General features: G+C 37.4%; 16 protein-coding genes. 7 read left to right on the forward strand and 9 right to left on the reverse strand.

Going from position 1 to position 16,574, the window contains the following annotated elements; translation table 11 throughout:
• Positions 1-1,518 carry a glycine betaine transporter OpuD gene (opuD, locus tag MHB70_RS24570; protein WP_001230123.1) on the reverse strand — a complete coding sequence of 506 codons (1,518 nt, stop codon included), beginning with the start codon at positions 1,516-1,518 and terminating at the stop codon, positions 1-3.
• Positions 1,519-2,194: 676 nt separating this feature from the next.
• On the opposite strand from opuD, the gene MHB70_RS24575 reads away from it, so the two are divergent.
• The 4 genes from MHB70_RS24575 to MHB70_RS24590 all read left to right on the forward strand — a co-directional run bounded on the left by MHB70_RS24575 (position 2,195) and on the right by MHB70_RS24590 (position 8,040).
• On the forward strand, positions 2,195-3,073 hold the full coding sequence (locus tag MHB70_RS24575; RefSeq protein WP_000733305.1) for a cell wall-binding protein EntA: 879 nt from the start codon (positions 2,195-2,197) through the stop codon (positions 3,071-3,073).
• Positions 3,074-3,157: 84 nt separating this feature from the next.
• Complete coding sequence (locus MHB70_RS24580) at positions 3,158-3,460, forward strand: DUF3910 family protein (RefSeq protein ID WP_061529511.1); 303 nt, start codon at positions 3,158-3,160, stop codon at positions 3,458-3,460.
• Between the two features lie 220 nt (positions 3,461-3,680).
• Complete coding sequence (locus MHB70_RS24585; RefSeq protein WP_061529510.1) at positions 3,681-5,300, forward strand: SWIM zinc finger family protein; 1,620 nt, start codon at positions 3,681-3,683, stop codon at positions 5,298-5,300.
• A complete protein-coding gene (locus MHB70_RS24590; protein WP_061529509.1) occupies positions 5,284-8,040 on the forward strand; it encodes a DEAD/DEAH box helicase in 2,757 nt (918 codons plus the stop codon). The genes MHB70_RS24585 and MHB70_RS24590 overlap by 17 nt, the downstream gene beginning before the upstream one ends.
• A gap of 27 nt (positions 8,041-8,067) precedes the next feature.
• Here the strand turns inward: MHB70_RS24590 and MHB70_RS24595 are convergent, their stop codons facing one another.
• Positions 8,068-8,553, reverse strand: coding sequence for a VanZ family protein (locus MHB70_RS24595; RefSeq protein ID WP_001080720.1), 486 nt, complete (start codon positions 8,551-8,553; stop codon positions 8,068-8,070).
• A gap of 110 nt (positions 8,554-8,663) precedes the next feature.
• Between MHB70_RS24595 and MHB70_RS24600 the strand changes: the two genes are divergently transcribed.
• Together MHB70_RS24600 and MHB70_RS24605 are read left to right on the forward strand one after the other, a co-directional pair.
• Positions 8,664-8,888, forward strand: coding sequence for a DUF1659 domain-containing protein (locus MHB70_RS24600; RefSeq protein WP_000257697.1), 225 nt, complete (start codon positions 8,664-8,666; stop codon positions 8,886-8,888).
• 21 nt (positions 8,889-8,909) lie between these two features.
• Positions 8,910-9,125 (forward strand): DUF2922 domain-containing protein, encoded by a 216-nt coding sequence (locus tag MHB70_RS24605; RefSeq protein WP_001197605.1) that lies wholly within the window; start codon positions 8,910-8,912, stop codon positions 9,123-9,125.
• Between the two features lie 173 nt (positions 9,126-9,298).
• Here the strand turns inward: MHB70_RS24605 and MHB70_RS24610 are convergent, their stop codons facing one another.
• Positions 9,299-9,697 carry a DUF4359 domain-containing protein gene (locus tag MHB70_RS24610; protein ID WP_000731397.1) on the reverse strand — a complete coding sequence of 133 codons (399 nt, stop codon included), beginning with the start codon at positions 9,695-9,697 and terminating at the stop codon, positions 9,299-9,301.
• A gap of 190 nt (positions 9,698-9,887) precedes the next feature.
• Between MHB70_RS24610 and MHB70_RS24615 the strand changes: the two genes are divergently transcribed.
• Entirely contained in the window at positions 9,888-10,367 is a 480-nt protein-coding gene (locus MHB70_RS24615; protein WP_001058457.1) for a competence protein ComK, read from the forward strand.
• 81 nt (positions 10,368-10,448) lie between these two features.
• Here MHB70_RS24615 and MHB70_RS24620 read toward each other — a convergent pair whose 3' ends face one another.
• From MHB70_RS24620 to MHB70_RS24645, 6 genes are all read right to left on the reverse strand, one after another.
• Complete coding sequence (locus MHB70_RS24620) at positions 10,449-10,919, reverse strand: sigma-70 family RNA polymerase sigma factor (protein WP_000801309.1); 471 nt, start codon at positions 10,917-10,919, stop codon at positions 10,449-10,451.
• 214 nt (positions 10,920-11,133) lie between these two features.
• Complete coding sequence (locus tag MHB70_RS24625) at positions 11,134-11,802, reverse strand: Yip1 family protein (RefSeq protein WP_053446260.1); 669 nt, start codon at positions 11,800-11,802, stop codon at positions 11,134-11,136.
• Between the two features lie 115 nt (positions 11,803-11,917).
• Positions 11,918-13,117: an ABC transporter permease gene (locus tag MHB70_RS24630; RefSeq protein WP_000054399.1), complete on the reverse strand. Its 1,200-nt coding sequence runs from the start codon at positions 13,115-13,117 to the stop codon at positions 11,918-11,920.
• Positions 13,114-13,794: an ABC transporter ATP-binding protein gene (locus MHB70_RS24635; RefSeq protein WP_000631624.1), complete on the reverse strand. Its 681-nt coding sequence runs from the start codon at positions 13,792-13,794 to the stop codon at positions 13,114-13,116. The genes MHB70_RS24630 and MHB70_RS24635 overlap by 4 nt, the downstream gene beginning before the upstream one ends.
• Entirely contained in the window at positions 13,791-14,984 is a 1,194-nt protein-coding gene (locus MHB70_RS24640; protein ID WP_000937339.1) for an efflux RND transporter periplasmic adaptor subunit, read from the reverse strand. Before MHB70_RS24640 ends, MHB70_RS24635 begins: the two co-directional genes overlap by 4 nt.
• Positions 14,985-15,226: 242 nt before the next feature.
• Entirely contained in the window at positions 15,227-16,561 is a 1,335-nt protein-coding gene (locus MHB70_RS24645; RefSeq protein ID WP_000477577.1) for an MFS transporter, read from the reverse strand.
• Positions 16,562-16,574: the final 13 nt, after the last annotated feature.

Below are 16,574 nucleotides of genomic sequence, written 5' to 3' on the forward strand. Positions count from 1 at the left end.
TTATTTATGTTGCTTCATACGTCCTTCTTTTTGCAATTCTTTAAATAATGCTGCCATCATAAAGAAAATAACAAAGACGAATGGGAATGCCGCAATAATAGCTGCCGTTTGCAATGCTTCTAATCCACCAACATATAATAAGGTAGAAGCTATCGCGGCTAGAACGATACCCCAAACCATTTTAATGCGGTTCGGTGGATTTAAACTACCATGCGTCGTTAACATTCCTAAAACAAACGTCGCAGAATCTGCTGATGTAATAAAGAATGTTGCAATAAGTAGAATACCTAAAACTGATAAAGCTGATCCAAAGCTACCCATCTGATCGAACATAGCGAATAATCCTACTTCTGTTCCCATCTCTTTCACTTTGTCGAAGATATGCGCATCACCAAACAGCTCCATATGAATACCAGTCCCGCCGAAAACAGAGAACCAAAGTGCACCAATTACGGTCGGAACAAGTAACACACCAATAACAAACTCACGAATCGTACGCCCTCGTGACACACGAGCAATAAATGTACCTACGAATGGTGACCATGCAATCCACCATGCCCAATAGAAAATTGTCCAAGACTGGATCCATTGATTTCCGCCTTCATCCAATGGACTTAAACGGAAACTCATGCCTGGCAATTCCTGAATGTAAGAACCAATCGTTGAAGTGAAGTAATTCATAATAAAGTTTGTTGGACCTGCAAATAATACAATTATCATAAGTGCAAATGCCAAAATAATGTTCGTATTACTTAAATATTTAATTCCTTTATCAAGACCGGTTTGCGCAGATAACATGAAAAGAACTGTTACGATTGCGATAATAACTAACTGTGTCGTTAATGAATTAGGGATAGATGTTAAATAGCTAACACCACCTGCAATTTGTTTTGCCCCTAGACCTAATGATGTCGCAACACCAAACACAGTCGCGAACACAGCTAACACATCAAATGAATGAGCAATACGCCCATGTTCCCCGCCCTTAAATAACGGACCTACTGTCGCACTAATTGTACTTGCTTTTCCTTTTCTAAAAGTGAAGTACGCAATACATAACGCTACAAACGCATATAGTCCCCAAGGATGTAATCCCCAATGGAAAAATGAAAAACGCAGTGCAAGACGCGCACTTTCCTCAGTTGCACCATCTCCAAACGGAGGTGCGTATAAATGGTTTAATGGTTCCGCAACACCCCAGAAAACTAAACCGATACCCATACCAGCACTAAATAACATAGCAAACCATGTCATATAACTATAATCAGGTTCGTCATCATCTTTACCTAAACGAATAGAACCGTATTTCGAGACAATTAAAAAGATGGACACACCTAAAACGATAGAAACAGAAATAATATAAAACCATCCAAACTTACTAACTAGTGCAGTTTGAATTGCAGTTGTTACATTTCCTAGGCTACCTTGTCCAATAATAGATTCGGGAATAATCCCCCAAATTGTAAATGCAATACATAATGTTAATGAAACGATGAATGTCTTTGTCAGTTTCCTCATCAAATCCCCCTTCGTAGGTTTCACTTTTGTAAATAACATAAATTCCGATATGTTAAATCGGATAGAAAACTATAATTTTTGCGGTGATTTTCTTTCAAATCTCTTACTTTCACCTTCACCAATTAGAATTCTTATAGACAGCCTTACCTTCCGTATAACCTTTTCACTCTGCAAGAGCTACAAGGTAGAAATACTGCTGCCAAATTGTGCGAGAAAAATGCGGATGGGAATGTATTTTCCCAAAAAAGGATGTGTTACATATGTAAAAAAGGGCAAATTCCTTCCTTGCAACCTTTTCTTCTTGTAACAATTATGCGGTTTTTTTACTAGTATATAGCACATGTTTATAGCTTCACAAACGAAATGTTTATGTTTATATAACTATATTACCCATAAAACGGTAAAATACTCAAGGAATGTAACTGTATAGTAAACGTTTTGTAATACTGTCGTAACATTTTTATTTACGACGAAAAAAATATGTTGTATTAAATATTTTGAATATAACTAGAAACCTACTAATCATATAGAATGAAAAACGCTTTCCTATATTTTTTGTTATATTACAGGATGTTAACGACTGATTACGAATGGTTTGTAATTGTGTGTTTTCCCCAAATCCGAAAAAATCTGTTGCTATAATGAGGACACGAAAACAAACGCAATGGAGGCTATCATGAAAAAATTAATTGGTATAGCAACAGCAGCAGTTTTTGGTCTTGGGATTTTCACATCATCTGCCAATGCAGAAACTGTTGTAACAACAGACGTACTAAACGTACGCGAAAACCCTACTACTGAATCAAAAGTTGTCGGTAAATTACTAAACGGTAATAAAATAGATGTTCTAAATACAGAGAACGGATGGTCAAAAATCACTTTAGATGGTAAAGACGCATTCGTAAGTGCAGAGTTCACAAAAAGCATCTACTACGTAACAGCTAACGTATTAAACGTACGTGCTGAAGCGAACACAAACTCAGAAATTCTTGGAACGTTGAAGAAGGACGATATGATCGAAACAACGAACCAAGTACAAAATGAGTGGTTACAATTTGAATATAACGGGAAAACAGCTTATGTTCATGTTCCTTTCTTAACAGGTACAGCACCTGTTATTGAGAAACAAGAAACACCAGCTCCTGCTAAAGCTGCAGCACCAGCTAAAGCTCAAGCACCTGTAGCACAAGCAAAACCAGCTGCTAAGCCTGCTGTGAAAGCTGCTGAAACTAGCGAACCTTCTGGTGGTCGTGAGTTAACAGTTGTAGCTACAGCATATACAGCTCACCCGAGCGAAAACGGTGGCACATATGGCGGCCGTGTATTAACTGCAATGGGTCATGATTTAACTGCGAATCCAAACATGAAAATGATCGCTGTTGATCCGAAAGTAATCCCATTAGGATCTAAAGTATGGGTTGAAGGTTATGGAGAAGCTATCGCTGGAGATACTGGCGGTGCAATTAAAGGTAACCGTATCGACATTCTACTTGGATCAGATAGCGCTGCCCAAAAATGGGGACGCAAAACTGTTAAAGTGAAAATTTTAAAATAACCAATGAATGCTAAATTACAGCCGGTTCTCTTTGTTGAGAGCTGGCTTTTATTTATTTATAATAGCTATGAGGAGGCTATTATCATGAATGTACAAGCAAAAGTAGACTGGATTGGCACACCAAAACCTTATATATATAAAGACGAAGTAACATATGATGCTACTTCCATTGATTTTTCACTCGCCGGCGATGACAATCGCTATAAATTAATTGTGCTCGGCCATGAAGGAAATATACATTACAAAATTGTACAATACGGGATAAAACCAGGCTCACAAAAGCCATTTCCTATCGATATTCCATTCGAACAAGCAATGCTACCGCTAGTCGAACAAATAGTAAAGGATCCGTATGTACAAGCGACATTAAAGCAGACACACTTCTGACCGCAAAAAGACTATCTCAATTACAAGAGATAGTCTTTCTTACGTTAACGAGTCGGACCAGATACTTCCCCTGGTTTCAACGTATTATTTGTACCAAGAGAATGATACAGCATCTTCCCATTCACAGTTACGATATGATAATCTAAATTTCATTTTTTCTGTTTTGAGCATTTTTTGTTTATAATGGTAAAGGAAAGAAATATGTGTACGGAGGAATATTATGCTGCAACACTCAATTACGAAAGATGAAATTATGATGATTGCGAATGAGTTCGTTCAAGGACTAGATCCACAGCAAACAGCTGATCAGGAACATGTCGCTACAGCTCGGCACCTATATCGTAGTGGTGTTGTCTACAACGTTGACTTTGATGGTTACACGCTATCAGGAACTGTAGATGCTGAAGGCAGCGTATATAGCGTTCATATCCCGATTCGTAACGTCGCTGAAAGCTATTGCGATTGCTTCGCACCAACGCAATGTGAGCATATGCTCGCTGTGTTACTATCTGCAGCGTCTAGTTTCGGGCAAGTAGGAGATGTATTAACTTTATTTAAAAATAATACGAAACCTTCTCTTCCTCCTATTCGAACTGCAAGACAAGTATTGCAATCATCAGCTTTTGAAGAAACGGATTATAAAAGTTGGCAATCATATTTTGACAACGAATATGAATCATTTAAAAAAGAACAAGCTCGGCTTACTTATAAACAAATGTATTTTCTTATGAGTATTTTTACAGACTTCTATACGAAACTCGAGCGGAAAGCTCCGCGTATCATTGCGATACATGAATTGTTCAGACTACACGCGGCACTTTATTGCTTTCAAAAATTATTAGAAGAAATTCAGGCATTCGAAGTAAATAAAACGTATTCTTATCACCAACCTGTTAACGTCGTTCGCCTATTTGTGGATAAAGTGGAATCCATCGTTCGGGACCTACAATCAGAAGCGATTCCTTTAGAGTCTGAATCAATTTTACAAGAAACTGCTCGTCTCGTTCACGAAGTATTCTTCTCCACTGATGCCTATACACAGGAGAGATTTTTTATTTATCGTCACATATGGAGTGAACTGTTAAACAATAAAAATCAACTGCAAGAAGAAGAAAAACGAATTGACACGAAAATAAATCCACTTTCCAAAGCATTAGCATCTTCTCATCTATTCTTTTTAAATGACGAAGACCTACTAGCAATGGACTTACTAAAAAAACAGCCTGCTTCTGTTGTAAGTCTTTATTTCTATTGGTTAGAAGAGCTATTAAGCGCCATGCAGTGGGATCGCGGAAAAAACTGGCTTTCGTTTACGTATAAACAAGTAAAGAAAACCATACATGAGCACGAGGATACAATCTTCATAAAAGATATCGTTCGGTTATTTGTAATCATGTACGAAACATATGCAACGCATACAAATGAACAAGCTGGATTCGAAATGATTTTACAAGAACTATTACCGTATAGTTTCACAAACTACGAACAATACGTACTCGCGAAGAAGCAGTATCGTACATGGTCCGAACTTCATCTCTTATATGGATTTGAAGCAATTGAACTATTGAAAGAGCCATTGAAAGATATTGAAAAAGAAGCGCCAGAAGCGGCACTTCCTCTTTATCATCTTGCTGCTGTAGAGGCCATTGAAGAACGAAACCGTAAATCATATAGACGTGCAGTTCGCTACTTAAAGAAATTACGTACATTATATAAACGTTTAAAACGCACCAATGAATGGGATGCTTTCATTATTCATATCGCCAATCTACATTCACGCCTTCGTGCACTACAAGAGGAATTACGGAAAGGAAAATTAATCGATGATCAATCAAACTGAAGTAACAATTAGGCTCCAGCATGTTAGTCAAGGTTGGTTCCTTTGGGGCGAAGATGACAGCGGTACTCCATTATCCGTAACAAGTTGGAAACGAAATGCATTTACATGGCACGCCACTTCCTTCTATGGCACGTTTCTAAAAGAAGCAACCTTTGAAGGGAAACAAGGTGTTATGCTAACAAACGCACAAGCATTTGAATACATCGCAAACAAACCGATGAACTCCTTTGCACATATTCAAATGAACGATCCTATTACAGCACTTACGAAAGATGCAAATGAATTATGGGATGCCTTCGTAAGCGGTAGCTTCGTACCCGATATGGAACGTTGGTCCAAACAACCATCTTGGAAAGTTCAAAATACACCAATCGAAGATGACACATTAGCAACGCTTTTCTCAACCTCGGTAAATGAAAGTATATTGCAAGATAACCGATCAAATGACGGATGGGAAGATGCAAAGAGACTATACGAACATTACGACTTTACGAAAAGACAGCTGGAAACAGCGCTACATGAAGAAGATTGGCTTCGAAAAATCGGTTACATTGAAGATGACCTTCCCTTTACAATTGGACTAAGACTGCAAGAACCACAAGAGGAATTTGAAATGTGGAAGCTTGAAACGATTGTGGCACCAAAGCGCGGGGCACATCGCATATATGTATATGAAAACATCGATTCCTTACCGAAAAGATGGCACGATTACGAAGAGCGTATTACGGAAACGCAAGAAGGCTTTAGTAAGCTCGTACCGTGGCTAAAAGAAGAGGATACGTTCAGAAAAGAACTGTTTGAAACGGAAGCATGGAATTTCTTAACAGAAGCAAGTGACGAGTTACTTGCAGCTGGTATTACAATTTTATTACCATCATGGTGGCAAAATTTAAAAGCAGCAAAACCGAAGCTGCGTGTACAGCTGAAGCAAAGTACAGCACAAACACAATCTTTCTTCGGCATGAATACGCTCGTTAACTTTGATTGGCGCATTTCAACGAACGGAATTGATTTATCGGAAAGCGAATTTTTCGAACTCATTGAACAAAACAAACGATTATTCAATATAAATGGTCAATGGATGCGACTGGATCCAGCCTTTATTGAAGAAGTAAGAAAACTAATGAACCGTGCCGATAAATACGGACTAGAAATGAAAGATGTCCTCCAGCAACATTTATCAAACACTGCTGAAACAGAAATTGTGGAAGAAGATAGTCCGTTTACTGATATTGAAATCGAACTAGACGGATATTATGAAGAGCTATTCCAAAAGCTACTCCATATTGGAGATATTCCAAAAGTAGATGTCCCTACTTCACTAAACGCAACACTTCGTCCGTATCAGCAACACGGCATTGAATGGTTATTATATTTACGACAACTTGGATTTGGGGCATTATTAGCGGACGATATGGGACTTGGGAAAAGTATTCAAACGATCTCTTACTTACTATATGTAAAAGAAAACAAGCTCAAAACAGGTCCTGCATTAATCGTGGCGCCGACATCCGTTCTTGGAAATTGGCAAAAAGAATTTGAGCGTTTCGCACCAAATTTACGCGTTCAATTACATTATGGAAGTAACCGCGATAAGGGAGATTCATTTAAAGATTTTCTTCAATCAGCAGATGTTGTATTAACGTCTTATGCGTTAGCTCAACTTGACGAGGAAGAACTTACTTCGTTATGCTGGGACGCTGTTATTTTGGATGAAGCACAAAATATTAAGAACCCACATACGAAACAGTCGAAAGCAGTACGCAACTTGCAGGCAAATCATAAAATTGCTTTAACTGGTACACCGATGGAAAACCGACTTGCCGAGCTTTGGTCCATTTTCGACTTTATTAATCATGGATATCTTGGCAGTTTAGGACAATTCCAACGCCGCTTCGTCACACCGATTGAAAAAGACCGTGATGAAAGAAAAATCCAACAAGTCCAACGCTTTATCTCACCATTTTTACTGCGTCGAACGAAGAAAGATCAAACAGTCGCATTAAACTTACCAGATAAACAGGAACAGAAAGCTTACTGCCCACTAACTGGTGAACAGGCTTCCTTATACGAGCAACTTGTTCAAGATACATTACAAAATGTTGAAGGGCTAAGCGGGATTGAACGTCGCGGGTTCATATTACTAATGTTGAATAAACTAAAACAAATTTGCAATCACCCTGCTCTTTATTTAAAAGAAACAGAACCGAAAGATATCGTTGAACGTTCTATGAAAACAAAAACGGTAATGGAACTAATCGAAAATATTAAAGATCAGAATGAGAGCTGTTTAATCTTTACCCAATACATCAGCATGGGAAACATGCTAAAGAGCATATTAGAGGAAACATTTGGTCAGCGCGTCCTCTTCTTAAACGGCAGTGTGCCGAAGAAAGAGCGTGATAAGATGATCGAACAGTTCCAAAACGGAACGTATGACATTTTCATCTTATCCTTAAAAGCTGGCGGAACAGGCTTAAACTTAACTGCCGCTAATCATGTCATTCACTACGATCGTTGGTGGAATCCAGCTGTAGAAAATCAAGCAACGGACCGTGCATATCGTATTGGTCAAAAACGATTCGTTCATGTTCACAAACTTATTACAACAGGAACATTAGAAGAGAAAATTGATGAAATGTTAGAACGAAAACAATCTCTAAACAATGCGGTCATTACAAGTGATAGTTGGATGACTGAACTATCAACAGACGAATTAAAAGAATTACTTGGTGTATAAACAAAAGGAGCAAATCTCGAAATGAGATTAGCTCCTTTTTCTATTCCAAAACCAATTACTTATTATAATTCCTGTCAATCCGCCGCACGTATCAAGTAATGTATCTTGCCACATCGGTGTACGGTCTCCCGTAAACCATTGATGGATTTCATCCAATGTTGCATACCCTGCAACGAAAAGAAGGGCATATATAAAGCATCTTTTTCTCGAACAACCCGATCGATGAAAAGCATAATACGTCAAAGAACCGAGCATGAAGAACACCATAAAATGAGCACCTTTACGAAGGAAAAATTCAACAAATCCGCCCACACCTTTATTTGCAATACTAACAGGTGTACCTCCACCATAATCGATAGATACCCATGAAAAATGCTCTTTCACAAACTCAACATTTACATATTGTTCAATATCCGAGCGCATATCCTGTTTTTTATATGGTTGTGCTGAGGAATAGAAGATAAGCCCCATCCATAGTAATACAGGAATCCAAAATAACCATTTACGATTCATTCTTCCGAAACCCCTCTCTTAGTCTTTTAAGAGTACCAAAAAAAAGAAAAAATTTCACGCCAAAACATGACATTTGCCCCCTATTTATAAAGTGAAAGGGGGTGATAAACATGGCAGTTGAAACAATCGTAATGGATTTAACTCTACGTCTTGTATTAAACAATGGATTAGATAAGAATGGAAAAACAACTTTGAAGAACAAACAATTTAAACGCGTTAAAACAAATGCAAACTTAGAGCAAGTACACAACGTAGCCCGTGCCCTTGCTTCCTTACAAGAATCATCACTTCACGCTGTACAACTTGTAAGTACTTCAGATCTTGCTAACGTATAAATAATAAGGAGGGAATAAAGCATGCAAGTACTCGAATTGATTTTCACGAAAGAAGATGGAAAAACAGTTGTTTTTTCTATCGATAAGCCCATCACACCCGTCGATGCACAAGTCGTAAATCAAGTAATGGATACCATTCTTGCGTCATCTATATTTTCATCAATTGATGAAAATACCCGAAAAAAAGGAGCCCGTCTCGTAGAAAAAAATATATCCGAAGTTCCAATTACTCTATAAAGTAAAACTTTAATCAGTGGGGATTTTGTTCATCCCTACTGATTATTAACCTTCACCAATCGGGCATTTACAGGCAGTAAGGCTCCCAACTAACTTCTTCTCTCCAGCCGAATTTTGAGATAGGAGTCTGACTGCCCACAAACAGCGGAATAAACGAAAAAGACGAATCTGCATTATTTTGCAGATTCGTCTTTTTTCTTCGGCATTTCAATCGGAATAAAAATCTTTGAAAAACCGATGCATACATATTTATAATTTTCTCCACCTAAATCGAAATCAGTCGTATATGTTGAGAAGAAAATATAATCATTTCGCTTTGTATAATGGTCGATTAATAATCCAACTTGTGGCTCAACATACTTTTTCGCCAACTTCTTACCTGCCGATGCTAAATCGCCAAGAAGACCCTCTTCATTTTCTTTTTGAACCTCATCTAGCTTCTTACTTACATCATTACGTTTCATAAACTGCTTCGCTGCCCAATCCGTATATTCTCCTTTACTCGGATTACTATTCGCTAAATAAACTAGGAGAACAACAGCTAGCACTATAATAATATACTTTTTCTTCATGCTATATCACCGCCTATTCTTTTCTATTTTCATATATATGTACAAGCGATGCAAATTAGAAAGACTATCATCTGTTGATTGTAAACGAATAACTAAAATTTACAATATAAAACAGAATATTAATAGTGACTTTACAAAATTTATATATAATTATATTCAGAATAAAGATTACAAGGGAGGCATTATACTAATGAACAATGAAAATGATATTTTTATTTCTAGTTCTACAATGATGTTAGAGCCATGTAAGCACCCCTCTTACCGTACAAAAATTATCGACAGTAGCGGGAAGCACCTTTACTCCCGCCAAACCGCTCTCCAGCTCATACAGAAATCTTGTCTAACAGATGTTTATTCTACTTATCAGGGCAGACGTAATGCAGTCCAAGCAAACTTTAAATTCAAACAAAACGTTCCGATTCCAATTAATCATAAGGAATATATTTGCGCTTTTCCAACAGAATCTCCTGCTTCTCCAAACTGTATTTGGTTGTTCTACAAGCATATCCATACAATAGAGTTTTTCAAAAAAACTAAAAAAGCTAAAATTTTTTTCTCAAACGGATTTACCGTAACGATACAAATTAGTTCCCATAAGTTAAGTCAGCAATTATGGAAAGCTGGATATGTTTTATCCCAAATGAACATGCAAGATTCACTACACTCATAAAACCTCATGCCACATTTACTATCTTAAAACAAATAGAATGGAAGGTGATCTTTCTCTTATCTTCCATTCTATTTATTCTCTTTATCCCTTTACACTATCTCGCATTTTCTCAAGTGCCTGCCGGTATATCCACCTCACTTGATAATATGTCATTCCCATTTCACAGGCTATCTCACCCATCTTTTTCCCTACAAAAAATCGTTCCGAAATAATGTGTCTCTCCCTCTTATTTAACACACTCATAAAATCCTGTGCTCTCATTCCCGTTTCTTCAGACTCAAATTGTTCATCGTACTCTCCGACGCACACATACCTCTCCTGCATTACACATTCTTTCTTTAGTCTTTCCAATATATAACCACGTACCGTTATCACCGCATAAGCAGGAAAACTTCCTTTCCCCTCCTCATATCTTTCATACGCATACCAAAGACCAATTAAACCACATTGATAATACTCTTCATGATCTTGATAAATACTTAACTTCTTTATTTGATTTACAATCATTCCTTCATACAAAACAACCGTCTCTGTAAAAGTCGCTGGCTTCACATAGTACCTATTTCTAAAAGGTATACCTCTTTGTTATTCCGCGGTACCTTTACAATATAAAAATAAAGAAGAGACTTCACTTTGAGTAATTTCAAATACTACCGAAGGAATTTGAAATTACACTAGGCAGTATTTGAAATTTTGTTGGTGGTATTTGAGGTAAGGGTAAAAATAAAAAAGGTGACTCTAAAGAGCCACCTTTTTTATTTTATTATTATTGGAACATGCCTTTTACTGCGCCAAATCCAATAGTTAAGATAAAGAAGACAACCATAAGAATTGTTGCTTTCTTTTTACTTAAACCAGCCGTAATTTGAAGACCTAACCATGTAATAACAAATCCCCAAATTGTGAACACTTCAATGTTATTTGCAATACCTTTTGCAACACCACCACTTGAAGCGAAAATCGGTCCTAAGCCAGTATACATTTCTTGTCCTGATCCGCCTAAAACAAGTGCTAAAACTGTATTAATTAATAAACCAAGTAATGAAATAATGCTTGAATACACACTAATTGTTAATAATTTCTTATAAGAAGTATCATTGCTCATTAACATCATTAATACTTTATACACTGCTGCGCTAATAAAGAAACCTATCGCCATACCAATAGCACCGAATACTGCACCCGTACCAAACGACATTACAGGCGTAACAGTAATACCTAAATCCTTATTAACCTTAATCGCCTCCGGAGTTAAAGAGTAAACATAAGAAGCAAGTCCTCCTATGATCCCCGCTAATAAAACCAGTAACCAAAAAGCACCCCAAACCGCATTACTAGTCTTCATTCTCTCAAACTGCACACCAGGAGAAGTAATCATTCCAAATAATGATGGCTTCTCTCCGCCAACCTTTTGCGTATTCAAATTCGCTTCCATTATAACGCCTCCTTCTATTTATATAACCCGTTCTAACGGGCGGTTCACTTCCTCATTGTAAGAGGCTACGAACCGCCCACTAGAACGGTAATGTGTAGTTCTACTACACTATTAATTACTCATAACGTAATGCTTCAATTGGATCTAATTTCGCAGCTTTGTTTGCTGGAATTAATCCAAAAACAATACCAAGTGTCATAGAGAATAGCACTCCTCCAACGACAACTTCCCATGAAACGAGCGGTGGCCACTTCGCAAATGTGGAAACGATATATGCCCCGCCATATCCAAGACCAATTCCGATTAAACCACCTAGAAGCGTTAACATAACTGCTTCAATTAAAAACTGTAATAAAATTTTACTACGCGTCGCTCCAAGTGCTTTACGTACTCCAATTTCGCGCGTACGTTCTGTTACAGATACGAGCATAATGTTCATAACACCAATACCACCAACGACTAGTGAAATACCAGCGATACCGCCGATGATCATCGTCATAATGCCGGTCATCTTTGAAATACCTTCTTGAAGTTCTTTTAAATTCATAACTTCGTATTTACCAGTTGCATCACTCGGTTTACGACTGTTTAAGACATCTGCAGCTTTTTTACCTGCTTTTTCTAAGTTATCTACATTTTTTGCTTGAACAGAAATATTTTGAATTTCATCTTTTCCATACAGTGTCGGCCATAATGAAATTGGAATTAATGCTTCTGATGGTCCCATTCCCATAAACTCGTTATCTGATTTGTAGACACCAATAATTTGCATCGGTTGACCCTTCATTTCAATAATTTTACCGACTGGATTGGCATCCTTAAATACCTTTTCCTCCATTTGTTTACTAATCATGACAACGTTATTACCTTGATCCACATCTGATTCTTGTAAAGAACGTCCCTTTAACAACTTTACTTTATTTACTGAAAAATACTCACTGTCTAATCCAGTAATACTCACCATTTCTACTTTATCTTCAATATCAAGTGGTTCCATACTTGAATTTGTTGTTACAACATGTGAGATTTCTGGGATTTTTTTAATTTCAAAAATATCTTCTTCAGTTATTTTCGGTGCTTCTACCATCCCCATACCAAAAGGATCATTCATATCAGCACTATAATGAATCGGAACCGTTTGATTACCTGATCCAACAAATTGAGATTTCAATGCAGCTTCCCCACCTTGCCCAATCGCAACGACGGTAATAATAGAGCCTACACCGATAATAATCCCAAGCATCGTCAAAGCCGAGCGTAGTTTATGAGCTAAAATAGACGATAAGGCAATTTTCATACTATCTAGTAAACTCATACTGCACACCTTCTATCTTCTGTAACTTTCCCGTCTCGCAGTACAATGCGGCGAGACGAATAAGCCGCTACTTCCTCTTCATGCGTAACCATAACAATTGTCGTACCTTCTGCATTAAGCTTCGTAAAAATATCCATAACTTGCTCACCAGACTTCGTATCTAGCGCACCAGTCGGCTCATCGGCCATAATGAACGTTGGGTTATTCGCAATTGCCCTTGCAATCGCTACACGTTGCTTCTGTCCACCTGATAATTCATTCGGTAAATGATGTACGCGGTCCGCTAATCCCACTTTACCTAACGCCTCTAAGGCACGCTTACGACGTTCTGCTTTCTTCACGCCACCGTATACGAGCGGAAGTTCAACATTTTCCACCGCAGAGAGACGCGGCAGTAAATTAAAATGCTGGAATACAAAGCCGATATATTCATTACGAATTAAAGCGAGCTTTGACTCGTCTGCTGTTAAGATATTCACATCATTCAGCATATATTCGCCTTCTGTTGGACGATCTAAACAACCAATAATGTTCATAAGCGTTGACTTACCAGAACCAGAAGGCCCCATAATCGAAACAAACTCACCACTCTGAATCGTTAAACTAATACCATGCAAAATCGGTACCGCAAGCTTCCCTTGATAATACGTCTTAGCAATATTATTTAGCGTAATCATTTCTCTTTCACTTCCATTCCGTCATACACGTTGTCGGAAGGATTTTTAACCACCTTTTGCCCCACTGTTACGCCTTCAGTAATCTCTGTCCAATCTCCATCAGTAGCACCTTTTTTCACATTTTGTTTACGGAGCTTTCCTTTTTCTTCCATATAAACAAATGCATCATCGTCTTTTTCTACAATGCTCTTACTTGGAACAGCAATCATCGTCTTATTCTCTAAGTTTACTTGTAATGAAACATGGTAACCTGGAGATAAACCGTCTTGGCTATCAAGACTTGCTTTATATGTATATTGGGACATATTTTGAGTTGCTTCACCTACACCACCAGCTTGCCCCATCTCTGCACTCGTTGGGAATTCACTTACCTCTGTAATCTTACCTGTCCACTTCTTCTTATTATTTGCTTTCGCAGTTACAGTGAATGTTTGATCCTTTTGGATTTGTGACTTCTGAAGCTCTGTTAAAGTCCCTTGAACTTGGAACGGGTCTTTAGAAGCAACTTGTAAAAATGCCTTCCCTTGTCCACCTAACGCTTGAGATGAACTTTGCGCCGCATCTTTATCTAACTTTTGAACAACACCAGCAAAATTACTATAAATCGTAAGCTCTTTCTGCTTTTTATTTAACTCTTCTTTCTGTAACTTCCCTTTCTCTTTCTCAAGGTCAGTTGTTTTTTGCGCTATTTCTAACTCACTTACTTGCTCTTCCATCGGATCTGTTACTTCTTTCCCAGCTCCGCTATCTTTCACCTTCTTAATTTCTTTCTTGAGCGAATCAATCTTCTTTTTCCCTTGATCATAACGCATATCTGCCATCTTCTGATCAAGCTCAGCTTGCTTCATTTGAAGATTAATCTCTTCATTATCATAAGAGAATAACTTCGTACCTTTCTCTACCTCTTGTCCCTCTTTTACCTCAATATCTTTCACTTTTCCTTTGGCCGGATCCGCATAGAAACTTTCAATATTCCCAGGCTTCACCTGACCAGAAACTAACTTCGTATTATTCAGCTTACGCTCTGTCACTTTCTCAAAACTTACAGCATCAGCCGTTGTTGATGCGCCCTTCTTCTTACCTTGCATAATAAAAATATTAACTGCTGCTACAATAACAATTAGTGCAATAACTCCGATAATAATCCATTTTTTCTTCTTATTTGGAGTACGAACCGTATTTGGTAACATATTCTCTCTCCCTTTATAAATTAATAGTTTAATAAACATCACAATTGTATAAAACTTTCTGAAAAATAATCATATATTATTACAATCATTTTACAAAGTTTTACACATTCATTTATATTGTAACAAAAATTCCAATGATTAGAAATATGACATCGTATCTTTTAAGATAGTTTTAAGGAAATATTATATTATATAGAAAAAGCCATCCAAAATTATAATTGGATAGCTTTCCTAATAAACGATTATGCTACTTTAGAACTTTTTCTCTCATGTCCCATTTGAACAATCAGTAAGAAAATTGTTGATAAAATACCGCCTGCCAACAGTAACATGAAACAACCATCCCAGCCCGAACGATCAACAATAATACCAATTGCTGCGTTTGCTACGAAGCTTCCTCCAACATACCCGAACAGACCACACATACCAACTGTCGTACCTACTGCAAATTTCGGTACTAATTCCATTGCACTTAAACCAATTAAAAACTGTGGTACATAAATTAAACAACCGATAACAGAAACTGCAATACTCACAACAAGTATGCTAGTCGCTTGCCAATATACAACCGTACCAACAACAACCCCGGCCATACTCATAACACATAATGGCATACGTTTCCCTTTAAATAATTTATCGCTTAAAAATCCAACAATTAAAGAACTTGGAATCGCTGCTGCCTCAAATATTGAATACGCCGCATGCGCTTCTGTTTTTGTAAAACCTTTAACTGTTGTTAAGTAAATTGGTACCCAGTTAATAACACCAAAGCGAATTAAGTAAACAAATGCATTGGCAATACATAAGAACCAAACAAATTTATTTTTCACTACATATTTCATTAAAATTTCTTTTGATGACATCTTATTAGCATTATCTGCTTTTTCAAGATTTTCATAGTCATTACGATACTCATCAATTGGAGGAAGACCTTCAGATTCTGGTGTATCCTTCGCATTAATCCATACTAGAACTGAAATTACCATAGCGATAATCGCTGGGAAAATAAATACGCCACCTTGCCAATGACTTTCACCAAAAATGCCTACACCAATTCCAATGAATGGCGGAACAAGTAATCCACCAACGTTATGTGAAATATTCCAAAGACCTGTTTTCGTACCACGTTCTTTCTTTGAGAACCATTTCGTCATAACAATACTACAAGGTGGTGCTCCCATACCTTGCACAATACCGTTTAGAACAAGTAAAGTTAAAATCATCCCAAAGGAAGATGCATAGCCGAAACAAATATTAACAAGCCCAGATAAAAATAAACCTACTGCAATAAATCGTTGAGCAAATGCCTTATCCGATAAATTCCCCATGAAGAATTTACTAAGTCCATAAACAACAGCCATTACTGCCCCTAATAAACCGATTTGTGTCGTGCTAAATCCGAACTCGTCTACTAAATACGTAGTAGATAAATTAAAGTTACTACGAACTAAATAATAAGCAGCATATCCAACTGAAATCCCGATCAACACACGAATACGTAGTAATTTATATACACGGTCGATCATATCCGCTGGTAATCTCTCAATTGCAGGTGCTGGCTTAAGCCATTTAAACATATACTCTCGTCTC

This window comes from Bacillus sp. FSL M7-1020, from assembly GCF_038050415.1.
GTDB classification, from domain to species: domain Bacteria; phylum Bacillota; class Bacilli; order Bacillales; family Bacillaceae_G; genus Bacillus_A; species Bacillus_A toyonensis.